At 62.7% G+C, this 18,946-nt stretch carries 21 protein-coding genes and 1 pseudogene; 12 read left to right on the forward strand and 10 right to left on the reverse strand.

The window, feature by feature from the left end:
• Positions 1 to 24: 24 nt before the first annotated feature.
• The 3 genes from ACM42_RS25760 to ACM42_RS25770 all read left to right on the forward strand — a co-directional run bounded on the left by ACM42_RS25760 (position 25) and on the right by ACM42_RS25770 (position 1,778).
• Positions 25 to 228: a hypothetical protein gene (locus ACM42_RS25760; RefSeq protein ID WP_271530508.1), complete on the forward strand. Its 204-nt coding sequence runs from the start codon at positions 25 to 27 to the stop codon at positions 226 to 228.
• Between the two features lie 169 nt (positions 229 to 397).
• Positions 398 to 652 carry a hypothetical protein gene (locus ACM42_RS25765; RefSeq protein WP_271530509.1) on the forward strand — a complete coding sequence of 85 codons (255 nt, stop codon included), beginning with the start codon at positions 398 to 400 and terminating at the stop codon, positions 650 to 652.
• A gap of 205 nt (positions 653 to 857) precedes the next feature.
• Positions 858 to 1,778 (forward strand): DMT family transporter, encoded by a 921-nt coding sequence (locus ACM42_RS25770; protein WP_271530510.1) that lies wholly within the window; start codon positions 858 to 860, stop codon positions 1,776 to 1,778.
• Positions 1,779 to 1,784: 6 nt separating this feature from the next.
• Here ACM42_RS25770 and ACM42_RS25775 read toward each other — a convergent pair whose 3' ends face one another.
• A complete protein-coding gene (locus tag ACM42_RS25775; RefSeq protein ID WP_239623355.1) occupies positions 1,785 to 2,135 on the reverse strand; it encodes a zinc ribbon domain-containing protein YjdM in 351 nt (116 codons plus the stop codon).
• A 110-nt stretch (positions 2,136 to 2,245) separates the two neighbouring features.
• Positions 2,246 to 2,419, reverse strand: coding sequence for a hypothetical protein (locus tag ACM42_RS25780; RefSeq protein ID WP_018644642.1), 174 nt, complete (start codon positions 2,417 to 2,419; stop codon positions 2,246 to 2,248).
• Positions 2,420 to 2,588: 169 nt separating this feature from the next.
• Between ACM42_RS25780 and ACM42_RS25785 the strand changes: the two genes are divergently transcribed.
• From ACM42_RS25785 to ACM42_RS25805, 5 genes are all read left to right on the forward strand, one after another.
• Positions 2,589 to 3,041, forward strand: a complete 453-nt coding sequence (locus ACM42_RS25785; RefSeq protein WP_271530511.1) for a pyridoxamine 5'-phosphate oxidase family protein — start codon at positions 2,589 to 2,591, stop codon at positions 3,039 to 3,041.
• Between the two features lie 121 nt (positions 3,042 to 3,162).
• The gene (locus tag ACM42_RS25790) at positions 3,163 to 3,522 is read left to right on the forward strand and encodes a c-type cytochrome (RefSeq protein ID WP_271530512.1); all 360 of its coding nucleotides are present in this window, start codon (positions 3,163 to 3,165) and stop codon (positions 3,520 to 3,522) included.
• A gap of 212 nt (positions 3,523 to 3,734) precedes the next feature.
• Entirely contained in the window at positions 3,735 to 4,139 is a 405-nt protein-coding gene (locus ACM42_RS25795) for a VOC family protein (RefSeq protein ID WP_271530513.1), read from the forward strand.
• Between the two features lie 134 nt (positions 4,140 to 4,273).
• Positions 4,274 to 4,921, forward strand: coding sequence for a cell envelope biogenesis protein TolA (locus ACM42_RS25800; protein ID WP_271530514.1), 648 nt, complete (start codon positions 4,274 to 4,276; stop codon positions 4,919 to 4,921).
• Between the two features lie 502 nt (positions 4,922 to 5,423).
• Positions 5,424 to 5,699, forward strand: coding sequence for a hypothetical protein (locus tag ACM42_RS25805; protein WP_271530515.1), 276 nt, complete (start codon positions 5,424 to 5,426; stop codon positions 5,697 to 5,699).
• Between the two features lie 103 nt (positions 5,700 to 5,802).
• Here ACM42_RS25805 and ACM42_RS25810 read toward each other — a convergent pair whose 3' ends face one another.
• From ACM42_RS25810 to ACM42_RS25820, 3 genes are all read right to left on the reverse strand, one after another.
• Positions 5,803 to 6,600, reverse strand: a complete 798-nt coding sequence (locus ACM42_RS25810; RefSeq protein ID WP_271530516.1) for a lytic transglycosylase domain-containing protein — start codon at positions 6,598 to 6,600, stop codon at positions 5,803 to 5,805.
• A 249-nt stretch (positions 6,601 to 6,849) separates the two neighbouring features.
• Positions 6,850 to 8,055, reverse strand: coding sequence for a calcium-binding protein (locus ACM42_RS25815; RefSeq protein WP_271530517.1), 1,206 nt, complete (start codon positions 8,053 to 8,055; stop codon positions 6,850 to 6,852).
• A 346-nt stretch (positions 8,056 to 8,401) separates the two neighbouring features.
• Entirely contained in the window at positions 8,402 to 9,184 is a 783-nt protein-coding gene (locus tag ACM42_RS25820; protein ID WP_271530518.1) for a class I SAM-dependent methyltransferase, read from the reverse strand.
• Positions 9,185 to 9,292: 108 nt separating this feature from the next.
• Between ACM42_RS25820 and ACM42_RS25825 the strand changes: the two genes are divergently transcribed.
• Positions 9,293 to 9,559 (forward strand): DUF2312 domain-containing protein, encoded by a 267-nt coding sequence (locus ACM42_RS25825; RefSeq protein WP_025575662.1) that lies wholly within the window; start codon positions 9,293 to 9,295, stop codon positions 9,557 to 9,559.
• A gap of 165 nt (positions 9,560 to 9,724) precedes the next feature.
• Here ACM42_RS25825 and ACM42_RS25830 read toward each other — a convergent pair whose 3' ends face one another.
• Positions 9,725 to 10,417 (reverse strand): DUF1236 domain-containing protein, encoded by a 693-nt coding sequence (locus ACM42_RS25830; protein ID WP_271530519.1) that lies wholly within the window; start codon positions 10,415 to 10,417, stop codon positions 9,725 to 9,727.
• Positions 10,414 to 10,611 (reverse strand): hypothetical protein, encoded by a 198-nt coding sequence (locus ACM42_RS25835; protein ID WP_271530520.1) that lies wholly within the window; start codon positions 10,609 to 10,611, stop codon positions 10,414 to 10,416. Before ACM42_RS25835 ends, ACM42_RS25830 begins: the two co-directional genes overlap by 4 nt.
• Positions 10,612 to 10,897: 286 nt before the next feature.
• On the opposite strand from ACM42_RS25835, the gene ACM42_RS25840 reads away from it, so the two are divergent.
• The 3 genes and pseudogenes from ACM42_RS25840 to ACM42_RS25850 form a co-directional block, all read left to right on the forward strand.
• A complete protein-coding gene (locus ACM42_RS25840; protein ID WP_271530521.1) occupies positions 10,898 to 11,203 on the forward strand; it encodes a GlsB/YeaQ/YmgE family stress response membrane protein in 306 nt (101 codons plus the stop codon).
• Between the two features lie 69 nt (positions 11,204 to 11,272).
• Entirely contained in the window at positions 11,273 to 11,509 is a 237-nt protein-coding gene (locus ACM42_RS25845; RefSeq protein ID WP_271530522.1) for a hypothetical protein, read from the forward strand.
• Positions 11,510 to 11,511: 2 nt separating this feature from the next.
• Positions 11,512 to 11,661: pseudogene (locus tag ACM42_RS25850) on the forward strand (GapR family DNA-binding domain-containing protein); the annotation flags it as partial.
• Positions 11,662 to 11,952: 291 nt separating this feature from the next.
• Here the strand turns inward: ACM42_RS25850 and ACM42_RS25855 are convergent.
• From ACM42_RS25855 to ACM42_RS25865, 3 genes are all read right to left on the reverse strand, one after another.
• Positions 11,953 to 12,468 (reverse strand): ParB N-terminal domain-containing protein, encoded by a 516-nt coding sequence (locus ACM42_RS25855; protein ID WP_271530523.1) that lies wholly within the window; start codon positions 12,466 to 12,468, stop codon positions 11,953 to 11,955.
• Between the two features lie 572 nt (positions 12,469 to 13,040).
• On the reverse strand, positions 13,041 to 14,801 hold the full coding sequence (locus ACM42_RS25860; RefSeq protein ID WP_271530524.1) for an ATP-dependent nuclease: 1,761 nt from the start codon (positions 14,799 to 14,801) through the stop codon (positions 13,041 to 13,043).
• Positions 14,802 to 15,071: 270 nt separating this feature from the next.
• On the reverse strand, positions 15,072 to 18,842 hold the full coding sequence (locus ACM42_RS25865; RefSeq protein ID WP_271530525.1) for a vitamin B12-dependent ribonucleotide reductase: 3,771 nt from the start codon (positions 18,840 to 18,842) through the stop codon (positions 15,072 to 15,074).
• Positions 18,843 to 18,946: the final 104 nt, after the last annotated feature.

Genomic DNA, 18,946 nt, shown 5'->3' on the forward strand with positions numbered 1-18,946 from the left:
GGACGCTGCTGCGTTGGAGGCGCCATGACGCATCCCACGCTTCGTCCCATGGACGCCTTCGATCCCACCGAGCCCGCCATCCTGCACGATCGACTTTCGGACACGATCATCACCTGGACCGCCGATCAGGCCGATGACTACCGCCGTGCCAGCAGGCCCGGTGGAGATGGAACCGTAGTCTGGAAGACCTATCTCTTCGATGGCTGGGGCAATGTGCTTGGTGGCTGAGTACCGCCCGCGGAAACGCCATGTCGCGGCCAGCGTGATTCGCCCAAGGCCCTGTACGCATTAGGCATATCGCCATGCGTCGCGCGCGCTGTTGCGATGCAACAAAGTATATCGCAATGCAGCAATTTGCGCCTAAATATGCTCCGACCTTCACCTTCGGAGCATCACCATGAACAAGAAGACTTTGACGATCGCCGCCGCCATCCTGACGATCGTGGGCGGCAGCGCCGCCGTCGCCGCCGAGCTGCCGACCTACGAGGCCAACGGCCTGCCGGTCTCTCCGCTGCAGGTGCGCGTGATCGGGGCTGCGCATGTCGAGCAGCAGGTCGCCGCGCCCGCCACGGTCGCCTCGGTTCACCAGGCGAAGGTGCTCGGCCCCCGCAAGGTGACGACCGCGGACGTCACCACGGGCGCGGCCCGCTAAGCCTGAGTTTGCCTGAGGCAGCTGGGCCTCGCGCAGAGCGAGATTCAGCGCTTCGGGCGGCCACTGGCATCACGACGCCGCATGCGCATTGCGCCGGCGGCAGTCACGGTTCTGCGCGGCTACGCGGCATCGTCGCGATGCCTGCGTGCCAGCCCTGCAACCGCGAGGGTTGAGCGGCTCAGCGCGCCGACATATCGCTTGATCCATGGATCAGCGGGCGAGCGGCGCTGACGCTCTCACTCAGAAGAACGATGCAGCGCCGGCACTGCTCGGCGTGGTCTGCGGCCTCGCCGCGGCGCTGTTCTGGGCGCTCGGCTTTGCCGCCACGCGGCACGGCCTCAAGGTCGGCTTCACGCCGGTCGATCTCCTGGTGCATCGCTATGTCTGGTCGGGCATCGTGTTCCTGCCGCTGGTCGCGCGTGCGGGCATCTCCGATCTCTGCGGCATCGGCTGGAGCAGGGGCCTCGTGCTGATGGTGCTCGGCGGCCCGGTGATGTCGCTGATCTCCTACACCGGCTTCCTGTTCGTGCCGCTCGGCCACGGCAGCGTGATCCAGCCCTCTTGCGCGACGCTGGGCGGACTGCTGCTTGCGGCGGTCGTGCTGAAGGAACGGATCTCCGCCTCGCGGCTTGCCGGCGCGCTCGTCATCGTCGGCGGCCTCGGCGTGATCGGCGCGGAATCGATCGGCCATATCGGGGCCGACGGCGTGCAGGGCGATCTGATCTTCGTGCTCACCGGGTTCATGTTCGCCGGCTTCGGCGCTGCTCTGCGCCGCTGGCGCGTCTCGGCCGTGTCGGCTGCCCTGGTGATCAACGTGCTGTCGCTGCTGCTGTTGCCGGTCTACATCGCGACCGTCGGCTTCGCCCATGTTGCGGCAATCGGCGTGACCGAGAACGCGATCCAGGCGCTGGCGCAGGGCGTGCTCGCCGGCCCCGCCGCGCTCTATCTCTACGCCGTCTCGGTCCAGCGCCTCGGCGTTGCCCGCGCCGCGGTGTTTCCGGCCTGCGTGCCGGCGCTGACGCTGCTCACCGGCTGGCTGCTGCTCGGCGAGCCGCCGACGATGTTGCAGACGGCAGGGCTCGTGACGGTGCTGTGCGGGTTCTATCTGGCACAGCGGCAAAGCTAGCCGACCTTACGCCTTCCGCACGAACTCCGATTTCAGATTCATCGCGCCGATGCCGTCGATCTTGCAGGCGATGTTGTGGCCGTCGCTGGCGTCCTGCAGGCGGATGTTGCGCACCTTGGTGCCGCCTTTGACGACCGAGGACGAGCCCTTGATCTTGAGATCCTTGATCACGATGACGCTGTCACCGTCGGCGAGCACGTTGCCGTTGGCATCGCGCACGCCGGCATCCTGCGCCGTGTCCGCGGCCGCTTCCGCCGTGCCGCTCCATTCATGGCCGCATTCCGGGCAAACCCAGAGATCGCGGTCCTGATAGGCGTGCTCGGAGTTGCAGGCCGGGCATTTCATCGTGTCGGTCATGTCTGTCTCGTCTCAACGGTTCGTTCGCGGCGCGACCCTAGAGGCGGGAACCGGGAAAGCAAGGAAAAGCTGCGAACCGCGCGGGCAGGGCTTCGCCTGCCGGTGCAATGTCACCGAAACAGCGCAACGAAGATCACGTAGAGCCAGCCCAGGATGCCGTGGATGATCGCCCACAGGATCGAATGGTTGTTGGTGTAGGAGATCGCGATGGCGAGCGCCGAGCCGAATCCCACGCCGTATTTCGCGCCCTCGACGCGGACCCCGTAATAGCGGTTGCCGTTCATGGTGATGCCTCCTGAACCGTTGGATGAGCGCCGAGCCTATGCGGTCGCCGTGATCCTGGCGAGCGGCATGATCAATGAGCCAACGTCGCCCGCGCAGGGTTGAGCTGCGTCAACGGCATTGCGTGTGAGGGGCGTATCCTTTTGATGAAATGACCACCGGAGGCGAGCGATGGACGACACTCTCAGACAGAAAATCCAGACCTTGCTGGACCAGCACCGCACGATGCGGATCGCAACCGTTCGCCCGGATGGCTGGCCGCAGGTGACGACCGTCGGCTACGCCAACGTAGGCTTCACCATCTACTTCCTCTGCGGCATCGACAGCCAGAAGGCGCAGAACCTGTCCCGCGACGACCGCGTCTCGCTGACGATCGACGACGATCCGGCGGAAGTGATGGAGATCACCGGCCTGTCCATGGCGGCGCGGGCAGTGGCCGTGACCGATCCGGCCGAAGCCGAGAAGGCGATCGCGCTGCTGATGGCGCGCTATCCCGAGCAGAAGGCCTCCGGCCTCAGCGTGCCGAAGCCTTCCGAGGTGCGGCTGATCCGCCTCACACCGACGGTGATCTCGCTGCTCGATTACTCCAAGGGCTTCGGTCACACCGATCTTGTGACGTGCTGAGGAGGCGGGGGCAAGCTTGCGAAGACGAGCGGTCATCCGCTCCTTCCTTGACGCAGATCAACTCGGCCTTTCCATGCAAATCTAGGCTTGATCGATGATTCAATCGCGGTGAGGTCTGGCCATGTCGCACACTGTTCGAATCTCCATCGGCATCGTCATCCTGATCGTCTTGTCGCTGCTGTTTCTCTTCAGCGTCGTCCACACCGCCGCGGGGGCCTCCAGGTCCAGCTCGCGCGCGATCGCGGAGGGACATCGCCTGGCGCGGGCCTGGTGCCAGACCTGTCACGCCGTCGAGCCGCACATGATCGGAGTGTTCGACGAGGCCCCGGGCTTCCAGGCCATCGCCGACCGGCAAGGCACCACCGCGCTGTCGCTCAAGGTGTTCTTGAGGACCAGCCACCAGAACATGCCGAACCTGGTGATCTCGCCGGAGCAGGCCGACGCGCTTTCGGCGTATATCCTGAGCCTGAGGGGCGATTGAGGACCCAGGCAGACAATATCTGCGAAAACAACCCCATGCACAGTAGACATCGCCATGGAATCGCTCGGGATTTGATTTTACTTCGGCGATACCGAATTTCGTTTGCGCTGTCGGGCAAAACAGGCGCATGATGTCACGGTGGAGTCCTCTCGACGTCCCGGCGCTTGATGCGTAGCTTCCGCTGATCCGGAAACCTCGCCGACGAGCCCGCCATGACCTTCCTCCTCAACATCGACGTCCCGGACGTCGGGACAGCCACGACCTTCTACACCGAAGCCTTCGGCCTGACGGTCGGCCGCCGCTTCGGCGCCGACTTCGTCGAGCTGCTCGGCTGGCCGGCGCCGGTGTATCTGTTGACCAAGCAGGCCGGCACGGTCGGCGCCGGCGGCGACCGCCGCCGTTACGAACGACACTGGACTCCCGTGCATATCGACGTCGTCGTTGATGACGTCGACACTGCCGTGGCGCGTGCGCTCCGTGCCGGTGCGATCCTGGAGGCGCCCGCGCGCGATGCGCCCTATGGCCGGATCGCGATGCTGGCCGATCCGTTCGGGCACGGGTTCTGCCTGCTGGCCTTCAGCGAGAAGGGGTATGACGCGTTGTTGGGGAGTTCGTAGTTCGCGACCGCGCTCGTAGCCCGGATGAGCGAAGCGACATCCGGGAAATACCTCGGCAGGATGAATCCCGGGTATCGCTGCGCTCACCCGGGCTACGGTCGCCAGCGGAAAGCGACGTCGAAAGCCGGAGCGACATGCCAAAGAAACTCAAGACCTACCAGACCTCGCTCGGCTTCTACGATCAGGCGATCGCCGCCCCCTCGATGAAGGCGGCGCTGCAGGCCTGGGGCGCCAGCTCCAACCTGTTCCATCAGGGCGCCGCAAAGGAGACCGACGATCCCGATATCGTCGCGGCGACCATGGCGAAGCCGGGTGTCGTGCTGAGGCGCCCGGTCGGCTCGGACGGTCCGTTCACCGAGAGCGCGGAGCTGCCGACCGATCTCGGCGATGGCGAGGGCAAGTCCGAACGCAAGCGCAAAAGCAGGTCGAAGAGCAACTCGCGATCGAACAAGCGCACCGTCAAGCCGGCACGGAAAGCATCGCGCAAGATCGACGATCAGGCCGCGCGCAAGGCCGCGGCGGCGTTCGAGAAGGAGGAACGGCGGCGCGAAGCCGAGCGCCGCAAGGAGGAGGCCGCCCGCGCCAGAGAGCGCGCGCGCCGCGACAAGGCGATCGCGACCGCGCAGTCGGCGCTCGACAGAGCGAGGCGGGAGCACGAAGCGCGCACCGAGGAGATCGAGGCGGAGCAGGCTGCGCTGGATGCGCGCGCCGAGGCCGAGCAGGGCCGCTGGGACAAGCAGCGCATGAAGCTGGAGCAGGCGCTACGTCGCGCGCGCGAGTAGGGCTCGCGCAAGGGCTGATCCACCGTGCATCGTTTCGCTCCGGCAGCGAGATCGTGGTTCCATCCCTATATGAGCTGACGTCCCATATAGGTCTGCCATGCCGGAAAAGCCGTCGAAATCCGCAAGTCTGAAATCTGCAAGTCCGAAATCTTCAAGTCCGATGATCGCCAGAGCGCGCAGCGCGGTGCCTGTGCAGCGGTGCGAAAAAATTCCGGTCCGTGCCCCGGACGCAGCGCAGCGCCTCTTCAGCGGTGCGCTGCGGAGCCGGGGCCCACGTTGCAGCGATCCGTGCGGCTTGCTGGGTCCCGGCTCTGCGCCGCATCGCTACGCGTTGCGGCGCGTCCGGGACACGAGAGAGCGTTGCCGCCGCATACGCCGTCATTGCGCCAATGGCGGCGAAAATCGACAAAGCCGGCATCGGTCATTCCCGCAAAGTTCGCGCGCAAATTCGCTTGCCTTGCCGCGCGTCCTTTTGCACTCTGGCGGCATGGAGACCAATGCAATGAAGAAACTGACCATCGCCTATGCGCTCGGAACGGCCCTGGTGCTGAGCCTCGCCACATCGGGTGCCGACGCAAAGCCGCGGAAGCAAGTGGTTCGCGCACCGCAGGAGCGGCTGATCGTCACGGCGCCGGTGCTGCGGCCGACGCCGTGGGATTACAACATCGTTCCCCGCTATCGCTATCGCCCGGAAGACGACAAGGTCGATCCCTACGGTCCGCCGCTGGTGCCGTCTTATGTTCAGTATGAGGGATGGCGGTGGCCGTATTGGTGGTAGAGCCGGCCACTCGCGTGGTCGCGTAGCCCGGATAAGCGAAGCGATATCCGGGGGGCTTCGGCAACAGTAGTCCCGGATGTCGATTCGCTCATCCGGGCTACGCCTATCCGCCCGCATTCGCGGCAAGCCGCAGAAACTGCCGCTTCATCGCGTTGACCCTGGCGAGGTAGCCCGCGACGAGGTGATCACCGCAGCGCTCGCCCGCGATCATCTGAAACTTGCGCCGCGCATAGGCCGCTGCGGGGCCCGCGCCGCAGAGATGGATGAAGGCGGCCAGATCCTGCTTCTGCTGCGCGCTCGCCTTCACATCGCCCGCGAGGGTGAGAACCATGGCCACCTGGCGGTCCAGATACACCGAGGCCAGCTCGGCGGCGTGGCTCGGGAGCGCGCGGATGTAGAGGCTCGTGAACCCGCAGCCGGTCTGCGTGACCGCATTGCCGCGGACACAGAACCGCGCGGCCTCCGCAAAGGCCGGATCGGTCATCTGGAACAGGCCGACGGCGCTGGAGGCGGGCCGGTAGATCGCAAGCGGATTGAAGCTCCATCGCCAGCGCCAATAGGTGCGCGCCACCGGATTCCCTGAAGTCTCGACCTGCGCCAGCGCAGCCAGCAATTCCGGCGTGATCGTCGCGGTGGAGTAGGCGCGGAAGAGGGGCCCGTATCTCGCCCAGGTCTCGGCCGGCTCCTTGTCGAGGGCGTGTCCGACGACGGCAAGGAGTTCGGTCGGCTTGCGGACGACGTGATAGGCGATGTTCAGGAGCGCGAGGGCTGCAAGCAGAATCGCCGCGATGGTCGCGATCCGAACCACCCGCGGCGCTCGGGCGAATGTCTTGCGCACCCAGCGAGCGCCCCGCCGGGCGTTGCGAAGGCTGGGCAGGAGGCTCTTGCTTTTCGTTGCCATGGCGTTGTGAGCGTGGAATTGCGGAAACTGTGGACTTGGTGGCCGCTGTCTACGAACGTGAACCGAAACCGTAGATTCCGCATTTTGAGAGCGGCTCCAGGGCCATCCTTCGGCGCCCGTTTTTGGGCGGGCTCTTCAGGACGAGGCTGTTCTAGAAGAAAACCCGCCGTCGCCGGCGGGTTTTTTGTTCTCTGCGAAAGAGCTCGTTGTGGAAGGGTATCGCTTCGCTTTGCCCCCGGAGCAACCCGCTCAGATGAGGAAGTCGGTCGGGTGCAGGCTCGCGGCCTGGACGCCGTCGAGCGTGATCGAATCGTTGGCCGAGAGATGGATCACGGCATCGCCGGCGGCATTGTCGCTGATCAGGCTCGACAGCGCCGTCCAGTCCGCAAACCCGTAGTCCTGCACATTGATCAGGTCGTGCTCGGTCGCGGTGCTGCCGACCGCCTTGTTGCCCTGGTCAAAGTCGGTGATCAGGTCGTTGCCGGAGCCGGTGTTGAAGACGAAGATGTCGCTGTTCCCTCCGCCCGAAAGCTGGTCGTCGCCGCCGCCGCCGTTGAGAATATCGCGGCCGCCGGTGATCGAGCCCGGCGTTGCGGGGGCATAGACCTTCGCATCGCCATACAGGAAATCACTGGTTGCCGTCCCGGTGAGAATATCGTTGCCGCCATGGGCATTGCCGGACATGGCCGGTGCATCGCCGTAGAGTGTTGGGTGCGTAAGGTGGAGGGTGTCGGGGCCATCGGCCTTGAGCGTTAGAATGTCATCTCCTCCCTGGGCATTGTCGGTCAGTGAGGTCGCCGAATCTCCGTACGCAAACCCGCCGGTCATGACAATTTCGCTGCCGAAGGTGATGGTGATGTTGTCGTTGCCGCCATGCGCATCGCCGCCGATGGAGCCGATGGCATCGCCGCTGGCGTTCGCTGAGCCCTCCCTTGTGTTCACACTGATGTCGAGCGCGTCATTGCCGCCCTGCGCCGTGCCGCTCATGGAACCGCCGGCATCGCCGGCGTAGACATTGTCGTAGCTTCGCCAGCCCACGGCACCGGTGATGGTGTCATTGCCACCATGCGAATTGCCCGACATGTCGCCGGCGACGTCGCCGAAAGCATGCACGTTGGTGTACAGCGAATCGGCCTCGACACTGATCGTGTCGTTGCCGCCCCTGGCGTCGTCGATCATCGCCTGGGCATCGCCGACCACGAGGGCTTCGTTCCAGCCGTAATTGAAATTGACCGTGAGCGTGTCGTTGCCGCCGTGGGACAGGCCATGCAGCGTCGTGTTGTCGTCGCCGAAGACCGTGACCTCCGCTTCGGGCTGGCTGATGGTCGCCGTGACGGTGTCGTTACCGCCCCAGGCGTCCGTGGTGGTCGGGAAGTTCGGATCTCCGTTGACGGTTTCGATTTGACCAAACTGGTCGAGCAGGACGTCGATGGTGTCGTTCGGCAGATGCTGCATGGCGTAACTCCCATTTCATTGTCGGAAGCGGGCCTGACGCCTGCAGAGTTTCTTGCAAGTCGCGTTGTTGACCACGCTTCAGGGAGCAATCTACCTTTGGTAGATGGCGGAGATTTGCAGAAATTCGGGAGAGACTTTGATTGCATGCGTGGAACTGCGGCGGCGATCTGCGAGATCGCCTCCGCAAGTTTGCGCATCCCCATGAAGGTTTGATGATCCACCTGTGACGCGCAGCGTAGGTGGAGTGAAGAAAACCCATCATTCTTCCTCGATCAGGTGATGATGGGTATCGTTTCGCTCCACCCTTCCTACGGGCGGTCACAGGAATTCCTGCTTCCCCGCATCCTCAGCCCGGCTTGCGTCCGCTGATCGCGTGGGCGCGGGCGCTGCAGGTGATGCGGCCGTCCACAGCAGTGGGGAGATGCGCCTTCACGCGCTGCATGAGCGCGGCGACGTCGGCCGCCGCCATGGCCGCGATCACCGGTGCGATGGAGGGGGACTTCGTCTCCACGTTCCAGAACTCGTCGAAATCGCGGAACGTGCGCTGCACGGTGATTTCGCGGGTCTCGATCTGCTGCAGCCCGGCCGCGCGCCAAAGGTCCTGAAGCGCAGCAAGGGTGGACACCTCCATATGCGGCGGACGCGTCGGCGACAGCCCCATCGCGTGCATCTCGTCGACGATCGGATCGAGCGGAAATCCGCCGCCCAGCATGTCCCACATGTAGGTCGCAACCAGGCCGCCGGGACGGACGACCCGCGCCAGTTCCGCGACAGCTTTCGACGGGTCCGGCACGAACACGAGAACCAGTGCCATCACCGCGGCATCGAAGCTCGCGGCGTCAAAGGGCAGTGCCATGGCGTCGCCCGTTTGAAACACGGCGCCGCGCGCACCGGGGCGGGTGCGTGCAAAGGCGAGCTGCCCCTCGGAGGGATCGATGCCCTGCACGTCGCTGGGGGCGCAGCGTGCCACGATGAGCTCGGTAAAGGCGCCGCTGCCGCAGCCGACATCGATCCACCGCAGCCCTTGTGCGGGCTTCAGCCAGTCGAGAAAGACCTCGCCGACCGAACGGCTCCAGACTCCCATCATCTGCTCATAGGCGGCGCCGTCATCGAAGCGAAGCTCGGCCATGGAACGGCTCCCTCGGAGTTTTCAACAGGTACTGCGCGGGCAGCGAGGTTAACACATTGGTCATTTCTTTGCGGTCATTTTCACGACCTCAGTCAGCAAAGAGGCACCATGTCCGACATCACCATTCCCGGCGGCAAGATCCGTTCCTTCGTCGAGCGGATCGAGAACCTCGACAGCGAAATGCAGGAGTTGAGCGAACAGAAGAAGGAAGTCTTCGCGGAAGCCAAGGGCGAGGGTTTTGATGTGAAGATCCTCAAGGAGATCATCAAGCTGCGCAAGGAAGACAAGAACGAGCGCGACGAGCGCGAAAGCCTGCTCGACCTCTACATGCGCGCGATGGAGACGGCCTCGCCGGAGCAGGCGAAGGCGGCTTGAGGGGATCGGGTTGATTGGGGAGGAGAGGTAGCCGCGATCGAAGGATTGCGGCTATCGCTTCGGCGCGACGAGGCGAGAGCGGCCTGGTCGATCGCCTCGGGCGGAACGACGAAAGGGCGGCTATGGGCCGCCCTTTCTGTTTGTGCGTGAGCCGTCGGACGGCGCTTAGCCCTCGATGATATAGACGATCTCGTGGGTGTGCGGACGAAGGATGACGTACCTGCCGTTGACCAGGATGAACTCGTATCCGCGCCACTCCGGATAGATTTCGACGATACGGCTCGGCAACGCATGATAACGGACGCTTGTCGGGACGACCGTGCCGATCGATACGTTGAAGTTCACGTTGGTGACTTCCTCGACCTTCTCCTGCTTGATGGCCGAAGTGATCTGGGTACGCTTTTCCGCCGGAGGCGCGGCGACTGCCCTGGTAGCGGCATTGCCGGTCGTCTTGCCTTCGGGCGCGGCAGACTTGCTATCGGCGGTCGGCGTCTTCAGGTCCTTCGATGTGGTAGCGGAATCGGTCGCCTTTGTCTTCCCATCGGCCTTCATCTCGCCAGTCGTCTTGCTGTCGGAGGTCGACTTGGTCTCGGAAGACGAATTCTTCACGTCCTTCGACGTGGTCGACGGGGCCATTCCTTCCGCGGCCTTCGGCCTGCCATCGGCCTTTGCGTCACCGAGGTGCTTTGCATCGGGCGCGCCCTTTGCTGCGGGCGCATTCATCGGTGCCGCGCTGTCAGCTTTCGGCGAAACGGCGGTGGGGGATTCCGAACCCTTTGCTCCGCCTTGAGCCATCGCAAGACCGGTCGCTGCAAACAAGGCCGCGACGGCGACAGAAGCCATCAAAGTATGTTTCATCTGATTTTTTCCAATTCAATTTGAATATTGATGCCGACGAAGGTCAGCCATGGAGAGCAAACGGTCCCGACCAGCTGAAGTTCCATTTCTATTTCTGGTTTAATCAGGACCGGTGCGTCGCTATCGGAAACGCCAGCAAAACCGGAAAAACCGTGGCGTTCGCGGTCTCGTTTCCGGCGCGGGCTTGGACGCAATCGACATATTCAAACATAAGTTGTGCGCGGAGGAACCGTTGGCGCTTGCACCTGTTGAGCCGATGATCCGGTGCGCAGCGGGATCGAACTTTCGATCCTGAATCCCTGCAGCGATAAAAAATCCGTATTCGCCTTGCTGGGGCCGCTCAGGCACCACGCCTTTATCCTCCGTGCGTGCCAACTGGAAACTGTCCGGACGGCGCGATGCGGCAATGCGATTCAGATCGGCCGCAGACCGGCTTGCGCAGACCCGCCGTCATTCGGACCAAACGATTGAGGTAGCAAAATGCACATGTCCACCGAAAGCCTGTTGGTCATCCTCTTTGTGGGCCTCGTCGCCGGCTGGCTGGCGGGCCAGATTGTCCGCGGCACCGGCTTTGGGATCGTCGGTGATATCATCGTCGGAATCCTCGGCGCGTTTGTCGGCAGCTGGTTGTTGCCTCAGCTCGGCGTGCATCTTGGCAGCGGCATCATCAGCGCGATCGTCAACGCCACCATCGGCGCGGTGCTGCTGCTCCTCCTGGTCCGGCTGCTCCGCGGTGGCGGTGGATGGGGAAGCAGCTGGCGCGGGAGCTGGGGGCGGCGCTGGTGACCCATGTTCACAGCGCCATCGCGTGCCGGCGATACGCGGGCGCGCGGTGACCTCCGGATTGGTGCCACCATGCTAGACTTTTCAAATGCATCATTTTCGCCTGAAACGATCGACGTCATGAAAGCTGCGCTGGAGGCGGCGGTGGCGTCTCTGCCTGCCCCGGTCGGCTCCGCGCATGTTCAGGCGATCGCGGAATCGATCCTCCGCACCGCGAAGGAGGGCGAGCGAGACCCCATGGTCCTGCAGCGCATGGCGTTGATGGAGCTTCAGATCTCGACGCGTTGTGATGCCGGTTCCCGAACTTGAGTGCTGGCACCAAGGGCGAGGGTTTTGACGTCAAGATCCTCAACGAGATCATCAAGCTGCGCAAGGAAGACAAGAACGAGCGCGAAAGCCTGCTCGACCTCTACATGCGCGCGATGGAGACGGCCTCGCCGGAGCAGGCGAAGGCGGCTTGAGACGGCCAGGTTGATCGGTGAGGGAGAGATGGCCGCGATCGAAGGGATTGCGGCCGTCATGCGGTGGCAACCACGCAAGATGGAGCGCAGCGGAACTCACCGTCATTCCGGGGCGCGCGAAGCGCGAGCCCGGAATCCATTGCGCCACGCGTCGTGCCGCCCGATGGATTCCGGGCTCGCGCCCAAGCGGGCGCGCCCCGGAATGACGGCGCAAAGGGTGTCTTCGTCGGAACGGCGGCGCGTAGGATGGGTTTGGCTCCGCTCTACCCATCACCCAACCGGAGCCCGCCATCAATAGCGGCCGCCGCTGCCCTTTTGCTGCGTGATCCAGTCCGACAATGTTTTCGGTGTCGATTTCACAGTCCGGCCCGTTGATGCCTTCGGATTGTCGCGGACGCCTTTCGCCGGACGGCTGCGCGGCGCTTGCGTTGCGCCAGCGCCCTTCAAGGCAGCCGTCGATGCCTCTGCGGCTTCCCTCTCGAGGCGCAGCTGTTTCAATCGCGCCATCTTGATGCGCTCGGCCTCGACCTCGGGTCGTTCGGACAACAGCGGCTTGTGTTGAGCAAGCTCGGCCGGGACCAGGACACCGAGAATGGTTGTCTCGCCGAGCGCCTTGCAGGCTTCGAGCCGATGCAGTCCCTCGACCAGAACGAGGCGGTCTCCCTCGGGCCGAACGGATATGGGGGTCTGTTGCCCGATCTCCAGAATACTTTCCGCGATGTCCCCGACGATCTCGGGCTTGAGGGCCTTCTTCAGTTTCGTGGGAACGAAAATCTTCTCGATCGAGAAGCTTTCCGGTTTGGGCATAACTTCACTCCGCTTCTACCGGGCCCGTCGGAACCGATGCCGGTGGGGTTGGGAGTTTAGGAGGGAAGGGCTCGACCGCAAAGGCAATTCGGCGGCGGGTATTGATGAGCATCGATGCCGGAACCAATCTGGATCACGGCGACTACGTTGACAGTCCACTTAATTCACGCCGTCCGCCAAACGCGAGCCGAAGCCGCAGATCGGAGCGAGTGAATTTAGGGCACTGTCACCGTAATTCCCGATGTCCAGAATACTTTCCGCAATCGTCTCCGACGATCTCGGGCTTGATGGCCTTCTTCATTTTCGTGGGAACGAAAATCTTCTCGATCGAGAAGCTTTCCGGTGTGGGCATAATCTGACTCCGCTTCTACCGGGTCCGTCGGAACTAATGCCGGCGGTGGTCGGAGTTTAGGAGGGAAGAGGCCGACCGCAAAGGCAATTTCGGCGGAGGGTATTGATGAGCATCGAAGCCAGAACTAGCCCTACGATGACGAAGCCGCTGAGGGCAAGATGGAGCGAATGATTTAGTGCAGTCCAGCACTGTCACCGTAAATCTAGCTAAATTCCGCACGTCACGATTGATGAGTGGCAGCAAACTCGTCCAGCGCAGCAAGTATGCGCCGCAGATCGCAGTCGTTTGGCAGAGACAAGGATCGAACGATCTGAGTTGGAGTAATCGACACTCCCATGACTTCTTGCAGGTGCGTGTTTAGCGAAGATAGAAGTTGCTTGCCAGGGACGACAGTTAGCTTGCTCGAAGTTGAAGTCCATTTGGCGTCCAGATACTCAATTGCTTCATTAAATACAGTCGATGGATCGCGACGGGTCCGTCCTTCGAAGAAGCGGGTACGGTTTCCTGCGAGCTGGCTCAAAACCATTGATTTCATGCCGTTCGCGATTTGATCTAAGATCTGCGTCGTCTCTTCAGCGGTTAGATCGGGGCGCGCGCGGTTTGACTGACCTGCCAAGCGCTCGTTTATCGCGCTTGCAATGGCGTGAGGCTCGATCAGATAATTTTCGATCTCCTTTCTCTCTAGAATGAAAAAGGCGGGTATCGATGCCGGAACTGAACGGGCGATCTCCTCGACTTCCTCGGCACAGCGGTAATCGCGATCGAGCAGCGCGGCAATGGATATTTCGGCGCGGAGAACCTTTTCGAAAGTCCAGGCTGCGTCGGCGATCTTTTGCTTGTGAGAGAAGCCACCTAAAGGCACGACTGTTATGCTGGTCTCATTTTCGAAGTTGCGATACCCAAACCGGGCTGCAAACTTCTTCATGAGCTTTATGTCGTCACCCTCGAAAAAGAGTATCTTGCGACCGCGTGAAAGACGGGCCAGATGTATGTTTTGGCCAGAGCCAATTGTGAAGAGCGCCTCTTGAAGGCCATCTATATCGCCAACTCGTTTGGCAGTCCGTCGAGTGCGGTTGATGAGGAGGATTTCGTCGTGCTCGGCCTCATTCACGATTTCCGAGGAGTGCGTGGCCACAAGCAGTTGCTTGTTCATGGATTTGAGCAGCAAAAAAAGACGGCGCTGCAAGTCCGGATGTAGGTATATCTCCGGCTCATCCACGATCATTGTGGTTGCGTCCCTTGCGGCCTGGAGATGGGTAAGCAGTTGAAGCCACACCTGAAAGCCGAAGCCAGCCCAGCATACCTCGCGAGTGACTCTGTTTTCGACGCAAAACATTGTGAGACGAGCGGGGTTAAATCCGTGTCGCTCAGGCGGCGATATTGTCATGCCGGGCCAAGTTTCCTCGACCAAAGACTTGAACTGATCAAAGTTCGATCTGTTCTGGTACCAGATGTTGCGAAAAAGTCGGTTTGATCGCCGCGTGGACTGCCAACGGCGAAGGTAGTCAGGATCGACGGGGCTTTCCTCTTCTTCGAGCGGACCGAGAGTCGGGAATATGGAGATTGTGAGCGGATAGTTCCGCTTGTACGAGGAAGTATTCTGAATTTGGCGTCCCAAATTATCGGCCACAAGAACGCAGCGCGAGTTTTCAAAGAACAAGAGTTGTAGCTTGTTGCCGTTCTCGATTTGGAACGTGACGGAAGTCTCGTGCTCAGAGTGGTAGTCTGTATGAATATTCTCAAGAGAGATAGGAAGTTGGGACTGAGGAATTTCATATCCCGAGATCGTGTCGCGCCCGATCGTTAATGGTGTAGGATTTCTGCGCATTGCGAACGTTTGCGCCGCACCGAGTACACGAAATGCATCTAAGATACTTGATTTACCCGCATTGTTGGGGCCGACCAAAATATTGGTTCGCTTCAAGTGGACAGTATAATCCCGGAGCGACTTGAAGTTGCGAAACTTGACACTGGTAAACATTGCGCGCTTCTTGAACTCGCTATCTTTCGATATTCCCAATTGTTAGAAGAACAGTGTTTCAGTGCAGCTTCTGTTTTATTCGGTGGAATTGAGTTGAGCCACGGCTTGCCGGATTGAATCCAGCGGCTTCTGCTGTCGTAGCTGAAATCTTATCTGAGTTGCCTGCACGCTGACTTTGCAGCACTTGGTCAATTAATTCAACAACACCTAACCTACGCCTTACGCATGCCCGGGATCGGCCGGGCATGCGCTCACTTTTTTGGTGCTCGATCACGAACACCCCGTCGTGCTTCCGCAGGTATCGCACTTCATGCAGGTGCCATTCCGCACCAGTGTGAAGTTGCCGCACTCCGAGCACATCTCGCCCTCGTAGCCCTTGGCCTTGGCTTCGGCGCGGCGCTCGGCCTTGGTGGGGACGAGGGTTTGCGCGGTGCCGGCCTTGCTCCACTGGAGCTGCTCGAGCTTCTCCGTGGGGGAGAGGTCGTGGCTTGCTTCCTGCTTCAGGGCGACTGCCCCTTCCAGGGCGTCGCCGACGCGGGCGCTCGCGCCGTGCGAGGCCATCGCCGTGACCTTGCTGCCACCGGCGGGGGCGCTGTCGTTGCCTTGGGAGACCGCGGTCGAGCCGCCGCGCATCACGAACAGGTTGTCGGTGCGGGAGCGGGTGAGGCCGCGCGAGACCAGCTTGGTTGCGTGGTGGCCGCCGCTTTCATCCGGCTCCTTGCCTTCCTCGACGCCCTTGCCGAGCGCGTCGAAACCCGTCTCGTTGGGATCGACGTGGGCGAGGTCGAAGCGGCTGAGGTAGCTCACCGCCAGCTCGCGGAAGACGTAGTCGAGGATCGAGGTCGCGTACTTGATGCTGTCGTTGCCCTGCACGGGGCCCGCCGGCTCGAAGCGGGTGAAGGTGAAGGCGTCGACATATTCGTCCAGCGGCACGCCGTATTGCAGGCCGAGCGACACCGCGATGGCGAAGTTGTTGATGAAGGAGCGGAGCGCCGCGCCTTCCTTGTGCATGTCGATGAAGATCTCGCCGAGACGGCCGTCGTCATACTCGCCGGTGCGCAAGTAGACCTTGTGGCCGCCGACGACCGCCTTCTGGGTGTAGCCCTTGCGGCGGTCCGGCATCTTCTCGCGCTCGCGCATCACGATGATGCGCTCGACCAGCTTCTCGACGATCTTCTCCGAGACCTGGGCGGCACGCGCCGCCATCGGCTTCTCGTAGAGGGTCTCGACCGCATCGTCCTCGTCCTCATCGTCGCTGATGAGCTGCGAGTTGAGCGGCTGGGAGAGTTTTGAGCCGTCGCGATAGAGCGCGTTGGCCTTCAAGGCGAGCTTCCACGACAGCATGTAGGCGGACTTGCAGTCCTCCACCGTGGCGTCGTTCGGCATGTTGATGGTCTTGGAGATCGCGCCCGAGATGAAGGGCTGCGCCGCCGCCATCATGCGGATGTGGCTCTCGACCGACAGGTAGCGCTTGCCGATCTTGCCGCAGGGATTGGCGCAGTCGAACACCGGATAGTGCTCGGCCTTGAGGTGCGGAGCACCTTCCACCGTCATCGCGCCGCAGATGTGGACGTTGGCCGCCTCGATCTCGCGCTTGGTGAAGCCGACGGCCTGGAGCAGGTCGAAGCCGGGGGCCGCGATCGCCTCGGCGCCGATGCCGAGCTGGTCGCGGATGAAGTCCTCGCCGAAGGTCCACTTGTTGAAGGCGAACTTGATGTCGAAGGCGGTCGGCAGGGCCTTCTCGACCTTGGCGATCGCCTCATCGGTGAAGCCCTTGGACTTCAGCGTGGTGACGTTGATGCCGGGGGCATTCGCCAGCGAGCCGTGGCCGACGGCGTAGGCCTCGATCTCGGCGATCTCGCTCTCGCGATAGCCGAGCGCGCGCAGCGCGGCGGGGACCGCGCGGTTGATGATCTTGAAGTAGCCGCCGCCGGCGAGCTTCTTGAACTTCACCAGCGCGAAGTCGGGCTCGATGCCGGTGGTGTCGCAATCCATGACGAGGCCGATCGTGCCGGTCGGCGCGATCACCGTGGTCTGGGCGTTGCGATAGCCGTGCGTCTCGCCGAGCTCGAGCGCCGCATCCCAGGCCGCCTGCGCGTGGCTGACGAGGTCTCCTTGCGGGCAGGAGACCAGGTCCATCGGCACCGGGTTGACGCTGAGCGCCTCGTAGCCGTTGGACTGGCCATGGGCGGCGCGGCGGTGGTTGCGGATCACGCGCAGCATGTGCGCCGCGTTCTTCTTGTAGCCGGGGAAGGTGCCGAGCTCGGCGGCCATCTCCGCCGAGGTCTTGTAGGTGATGCCGGTCATGATCGCGGTCAGCGCGCCGGCGATTGCACGGCCTTCCTTCGAGTCATAGGGCAGGCCCATGGTCATCAGGAGGCCGCCGATGTTGGCGTAGCCGAGGCCGAGCGTGCGGAACTCGTAGGAGAGCTCGGCGATCGCCTTGGACGGAAACTGCGCCATCATCACGGAGATTTCGAGCACGATGGTCCAGAGCCGGCAGAGGTGCTCGTAGCCCTCGACGTCGAACCGCTTGGTCTCGGTGTTGTAGAACGTCAGCAGGTTCGCCGAGGCGAGGTTGCACGCCGTGTCGTCCAGGAACATGTATTCCGAGCACGGATTGGACGCGCGGATGTCGCCGGACGCCTTGCAGGTGTGCCAGTCGTTCATCGTGGTGTTGAAGTGCAGGCCCGGATCGGCCGAGGCCCAGGCGGCGTAGCCAATTTTTTCCCAGAGGTCGCGCGCCTTCAGCGTCTTCGTCACCTTCTTGGAGGTGCGGGCGGTGAGATTCCAGTCGCCATCGGTTTCGACCGCGCGCAGGAAGTCGTCCCGCAGCGAGACCGAGTTGTTGGAGTTCTGGCCGGAGACCGTGAGATAGGCTTCGCTATCCCAGTCGGTGTCGTAGGTGTCGAACTGGATGTCCTTGTAGCCCTGCTTGGCGAACTGGATGACGCGCTTGATGTAATTGTCGGGCACGAGGCTGCGGCGGGCGAGCTTGATCTCGCGGCGGAGCGCTGGGTTCTTCTCGGGGTCGAAGCAGTCGTCGCCCGAGCCTTCGCAGTTCACGCAGGCCTTCAGCACCGCCTTCAGGTGCTTCTGGTTGATCTTGGATCCCGTGACGAGGGCGGCGACCTTCTGCTCCTCCTTCACCTTCCAGTCGATATAGGTCTCGATGTCGGGGTGATCGACGTCGACGACGACCATCTTGGCCGCGCGGCGCGTGGTGCCGCCGCTCTTGATCGCGCCCGCCGCGCGGTCGCCGATCTTGAGGAAGCTCATCAGGCCGGATGAGCGGCCGCCGCCGGAGAGCTTTTCGCCTTCGCCGCGCAGGCGGGAGAAGTTCGAGCCCGTGCCGGAGCCGTATTTGAACAGGCGCGCTTCGCGCACCCAGAGGTCCATGATGCCGCCTTCGTTGACGAGGTCGTCACCGACGCCCTGGATGAAGCAGGCGTGCGGCTGCGGATGCTCGTAGGCGGACTTCGACTTGGTCAGCTTGCCGGTGAAGGGATCGACGTAATAGTGGCCCTGGCCGGGGCCGTCGATGCCGTAGGCCCAGTGCAGGCCGGTGTTGAACCATTGCGGCGAGTTCGGCGCGACCATCTGCCTGGCGAGCATGTAGCGGAGCTCGTCGTAGAAGGTCTGGGCATCCTCGTCGGAGGAGAAATACTTGCCCTTCCAGCCCCAATAGGTCCAGCAGCCGGCGAGGCGGTCGAACACCTGCTTGGCGCTGAGCTCGCTGACATAGCGCTCCTTCTCGGGGAGTTGGCTGAGGGCATCGGTGTCGGGCACGGAGCGCCACAGGAAGGAGGGGACGGATTCCTCCTCGACCTTCTTCAGGCGCGCGGCAACGCCGGCCTTGCGGAAATATTTCTGGGCGAGCACGTCGGAGGCGACCTGCGACCACTCGGCCGGCACCTCGACATTCTCCAGCTTGAACACGACCGAGCCGTCGGGATTGCGAATCTCCGACGTGGTCAGGCGGAATTCGATTCCCGCATAAGGTGACTGTCCCGAAGTGGTGTGGCGCCGCTCAATCCGCATGGTCTTGCCCCGTCCTTAATCTTTGACCGGTCCCGCCCCCCCGTTGAGGGCGTGCCGGGTCGACATTTCGTTTCGCGGCGCCTTCCGGCCGTCCGGCCTTCGCG

The sequence above is a fragment of the Bradyrhizobium sp. CCBAU 25338 genome, assembly GCF_028128965.1.
In the GTDB taxonomy this organism is placed as follows: Bacteria; Pseudomonadota; Alphaproteobacteria; order Rhizobiales; family Xanthobacteraceae; genus Bradyrhizobium; species Bradyrhizobium liaoningense.

What these genes read in the sequence shown, in the direction of transcription:
- ACM42_RS25810 (WP_271530516.1), bottom strand. Translation starts at nt 6,600, where the DNA reads ATGGCAACGAAAAGCAAGAGCCTCCTGCCCAGCCTTCGCAACGCCCGG.
- ACM42_RS25760 (WP_271530508.1), top strand. Translation starts at nt 25, where the DNA reads ATGACGCATCCCACGCTTCGTCCCATGGACGCCTTCGATCCCACCGAG.
- ACM42_RS25820 (WP_271530518.1), bottom strand. Translation starts at nt 9,184, where the DNA reads ATGGCCGAGCTTCGCTTCGATGACGGCGCCGCCTATGAGCAGATGATG.
- ACM42_RS25815 (WP_271530517.1), bottom strand. Translation starts at nt 8,055, where the DNA reads ATGCAGCATCTGCCGAACGACACCATCGACGTCCTGCTCGACCAGTTT.
- ACM42_RS25805 (WP_271530515.1), top strand. Translation starts at nt 5,424, where the DNA reads ATGAAGAAACTGACCATCGCCTATGCGCTCGGAACGGCCCTGGTGCTG.
- ACM42_RS25825 (WP_025575662.1), top strand. Translation starts at nt 9,293, where the DNA reads ATGTCCGACATCACCATTCCCGGCGGCAAGATCCGTTCCTTCGTCGAG.
- ACM42_RS25785 (WP_271530511.1), top strand. Translation starts at nt 2,589, where the DNA reads ATGGACGACACTCTCAGACAGAAAATCCAGACCTTGCTGGACCAGCAC.
- ACM42_RS25780 (WP_018644642.1), bottom strand. Translation starts at nt 2,419, where the DNA reads ATGAACGGCAACCGCTATTACGGGGTCCGCGTCGAGGGCGCGAAATAC.
- ACM42_RS25865 (WP_271530525.1), bottom strand. Translation starts at nt 18,842, where the DNA reads ATGCGGATTGAGCGGCGCCACACCACTTCGGGACAGTCACCTTATGCG.
- ACM42_RS25830 (WP_271530519.1), bottom strand. Translation starts at nt 10,417, where the DNA reads ATGAAACATACTTTGATGGCTTCTGTCGCCGTCGCGGCCTTGTTTGCA.
- ACM42_RS25775 (WP_239623355.1), bottom strand. Translation starts at nt 2,135, where the DNA reads ATGACCGACACGATGAAATGCCCGGCCTGCAACTCCGAGCACGCCTAT.
- ACM42_RS25840 (WP_271530521.1), top strand. Translation starts at nt 10,898, where the DNA reads ATGCACATGTCCACCGAAAGCCTGTTGGTCATCCTCTTTGTGGGCCTC.
- ACM42_RS25845 (WP_271530522.1), top strand. Translation starts at nt 11,273, where the DNA reads ATGCTAGACTTTTCAAATGCATCATTTTCGCCTGAAACGATCGACGTC.
- ACM42_RS25860 (WP_271530524.1), bottom strand. Translation starts at nt 14,801, where the DNA reads ATGTTTACCAGTGTCAAGTTTCGCAACTTCAAGTCGCTCCGGGATTAT.
- ACM42_RS25855 (WP_271530523.1), bottom strand. Translation starts at nt 12,468, where the DNA reads ATGCCCAAACCGGAAAGCTTCTCGATCGAGAAGATTTTCGTTCCCACG.
- ACM42_RS25770 (WP_271530510.1), top strand. Translation starts at nt 858, where the DNA reads ATGGATCAGCGGGCGAGCGGCGCTGACGCTCTCACTCAGAAGAACGAT.
- ACM42_RS25800 (WP_271530514.1), top strand. Translation starts at nt 4,274, where the DNA reads ATGCCAAAGAAACTCAAGACCTACCAGACCTCGCTCGGCTTCTACGAT.
- ACM42_RS25795 (WP_271530513.1), top strand. Translation starts at nt 3,735, where the DNA reads ATGACCTTCCTCCTCAACATCGACGTCCCGGACGTCGGGACAGCCACG.
- ACM42_RS25765 (WP_271530509.1), top strand. Translation starts at nt 398, where the DNA reads ATGAACAAGAAGACTTTGACGATCGCCGCCGCCATCCTGACGATCGTG.
- ACM42_RS25790 (WP_271530512.1), top strand. Translation starts at nt 3,163, where the DNA reads ATGTCGCACACTGTTCGAATCTCCATCGGCATCGTCATCCTGATCGTC.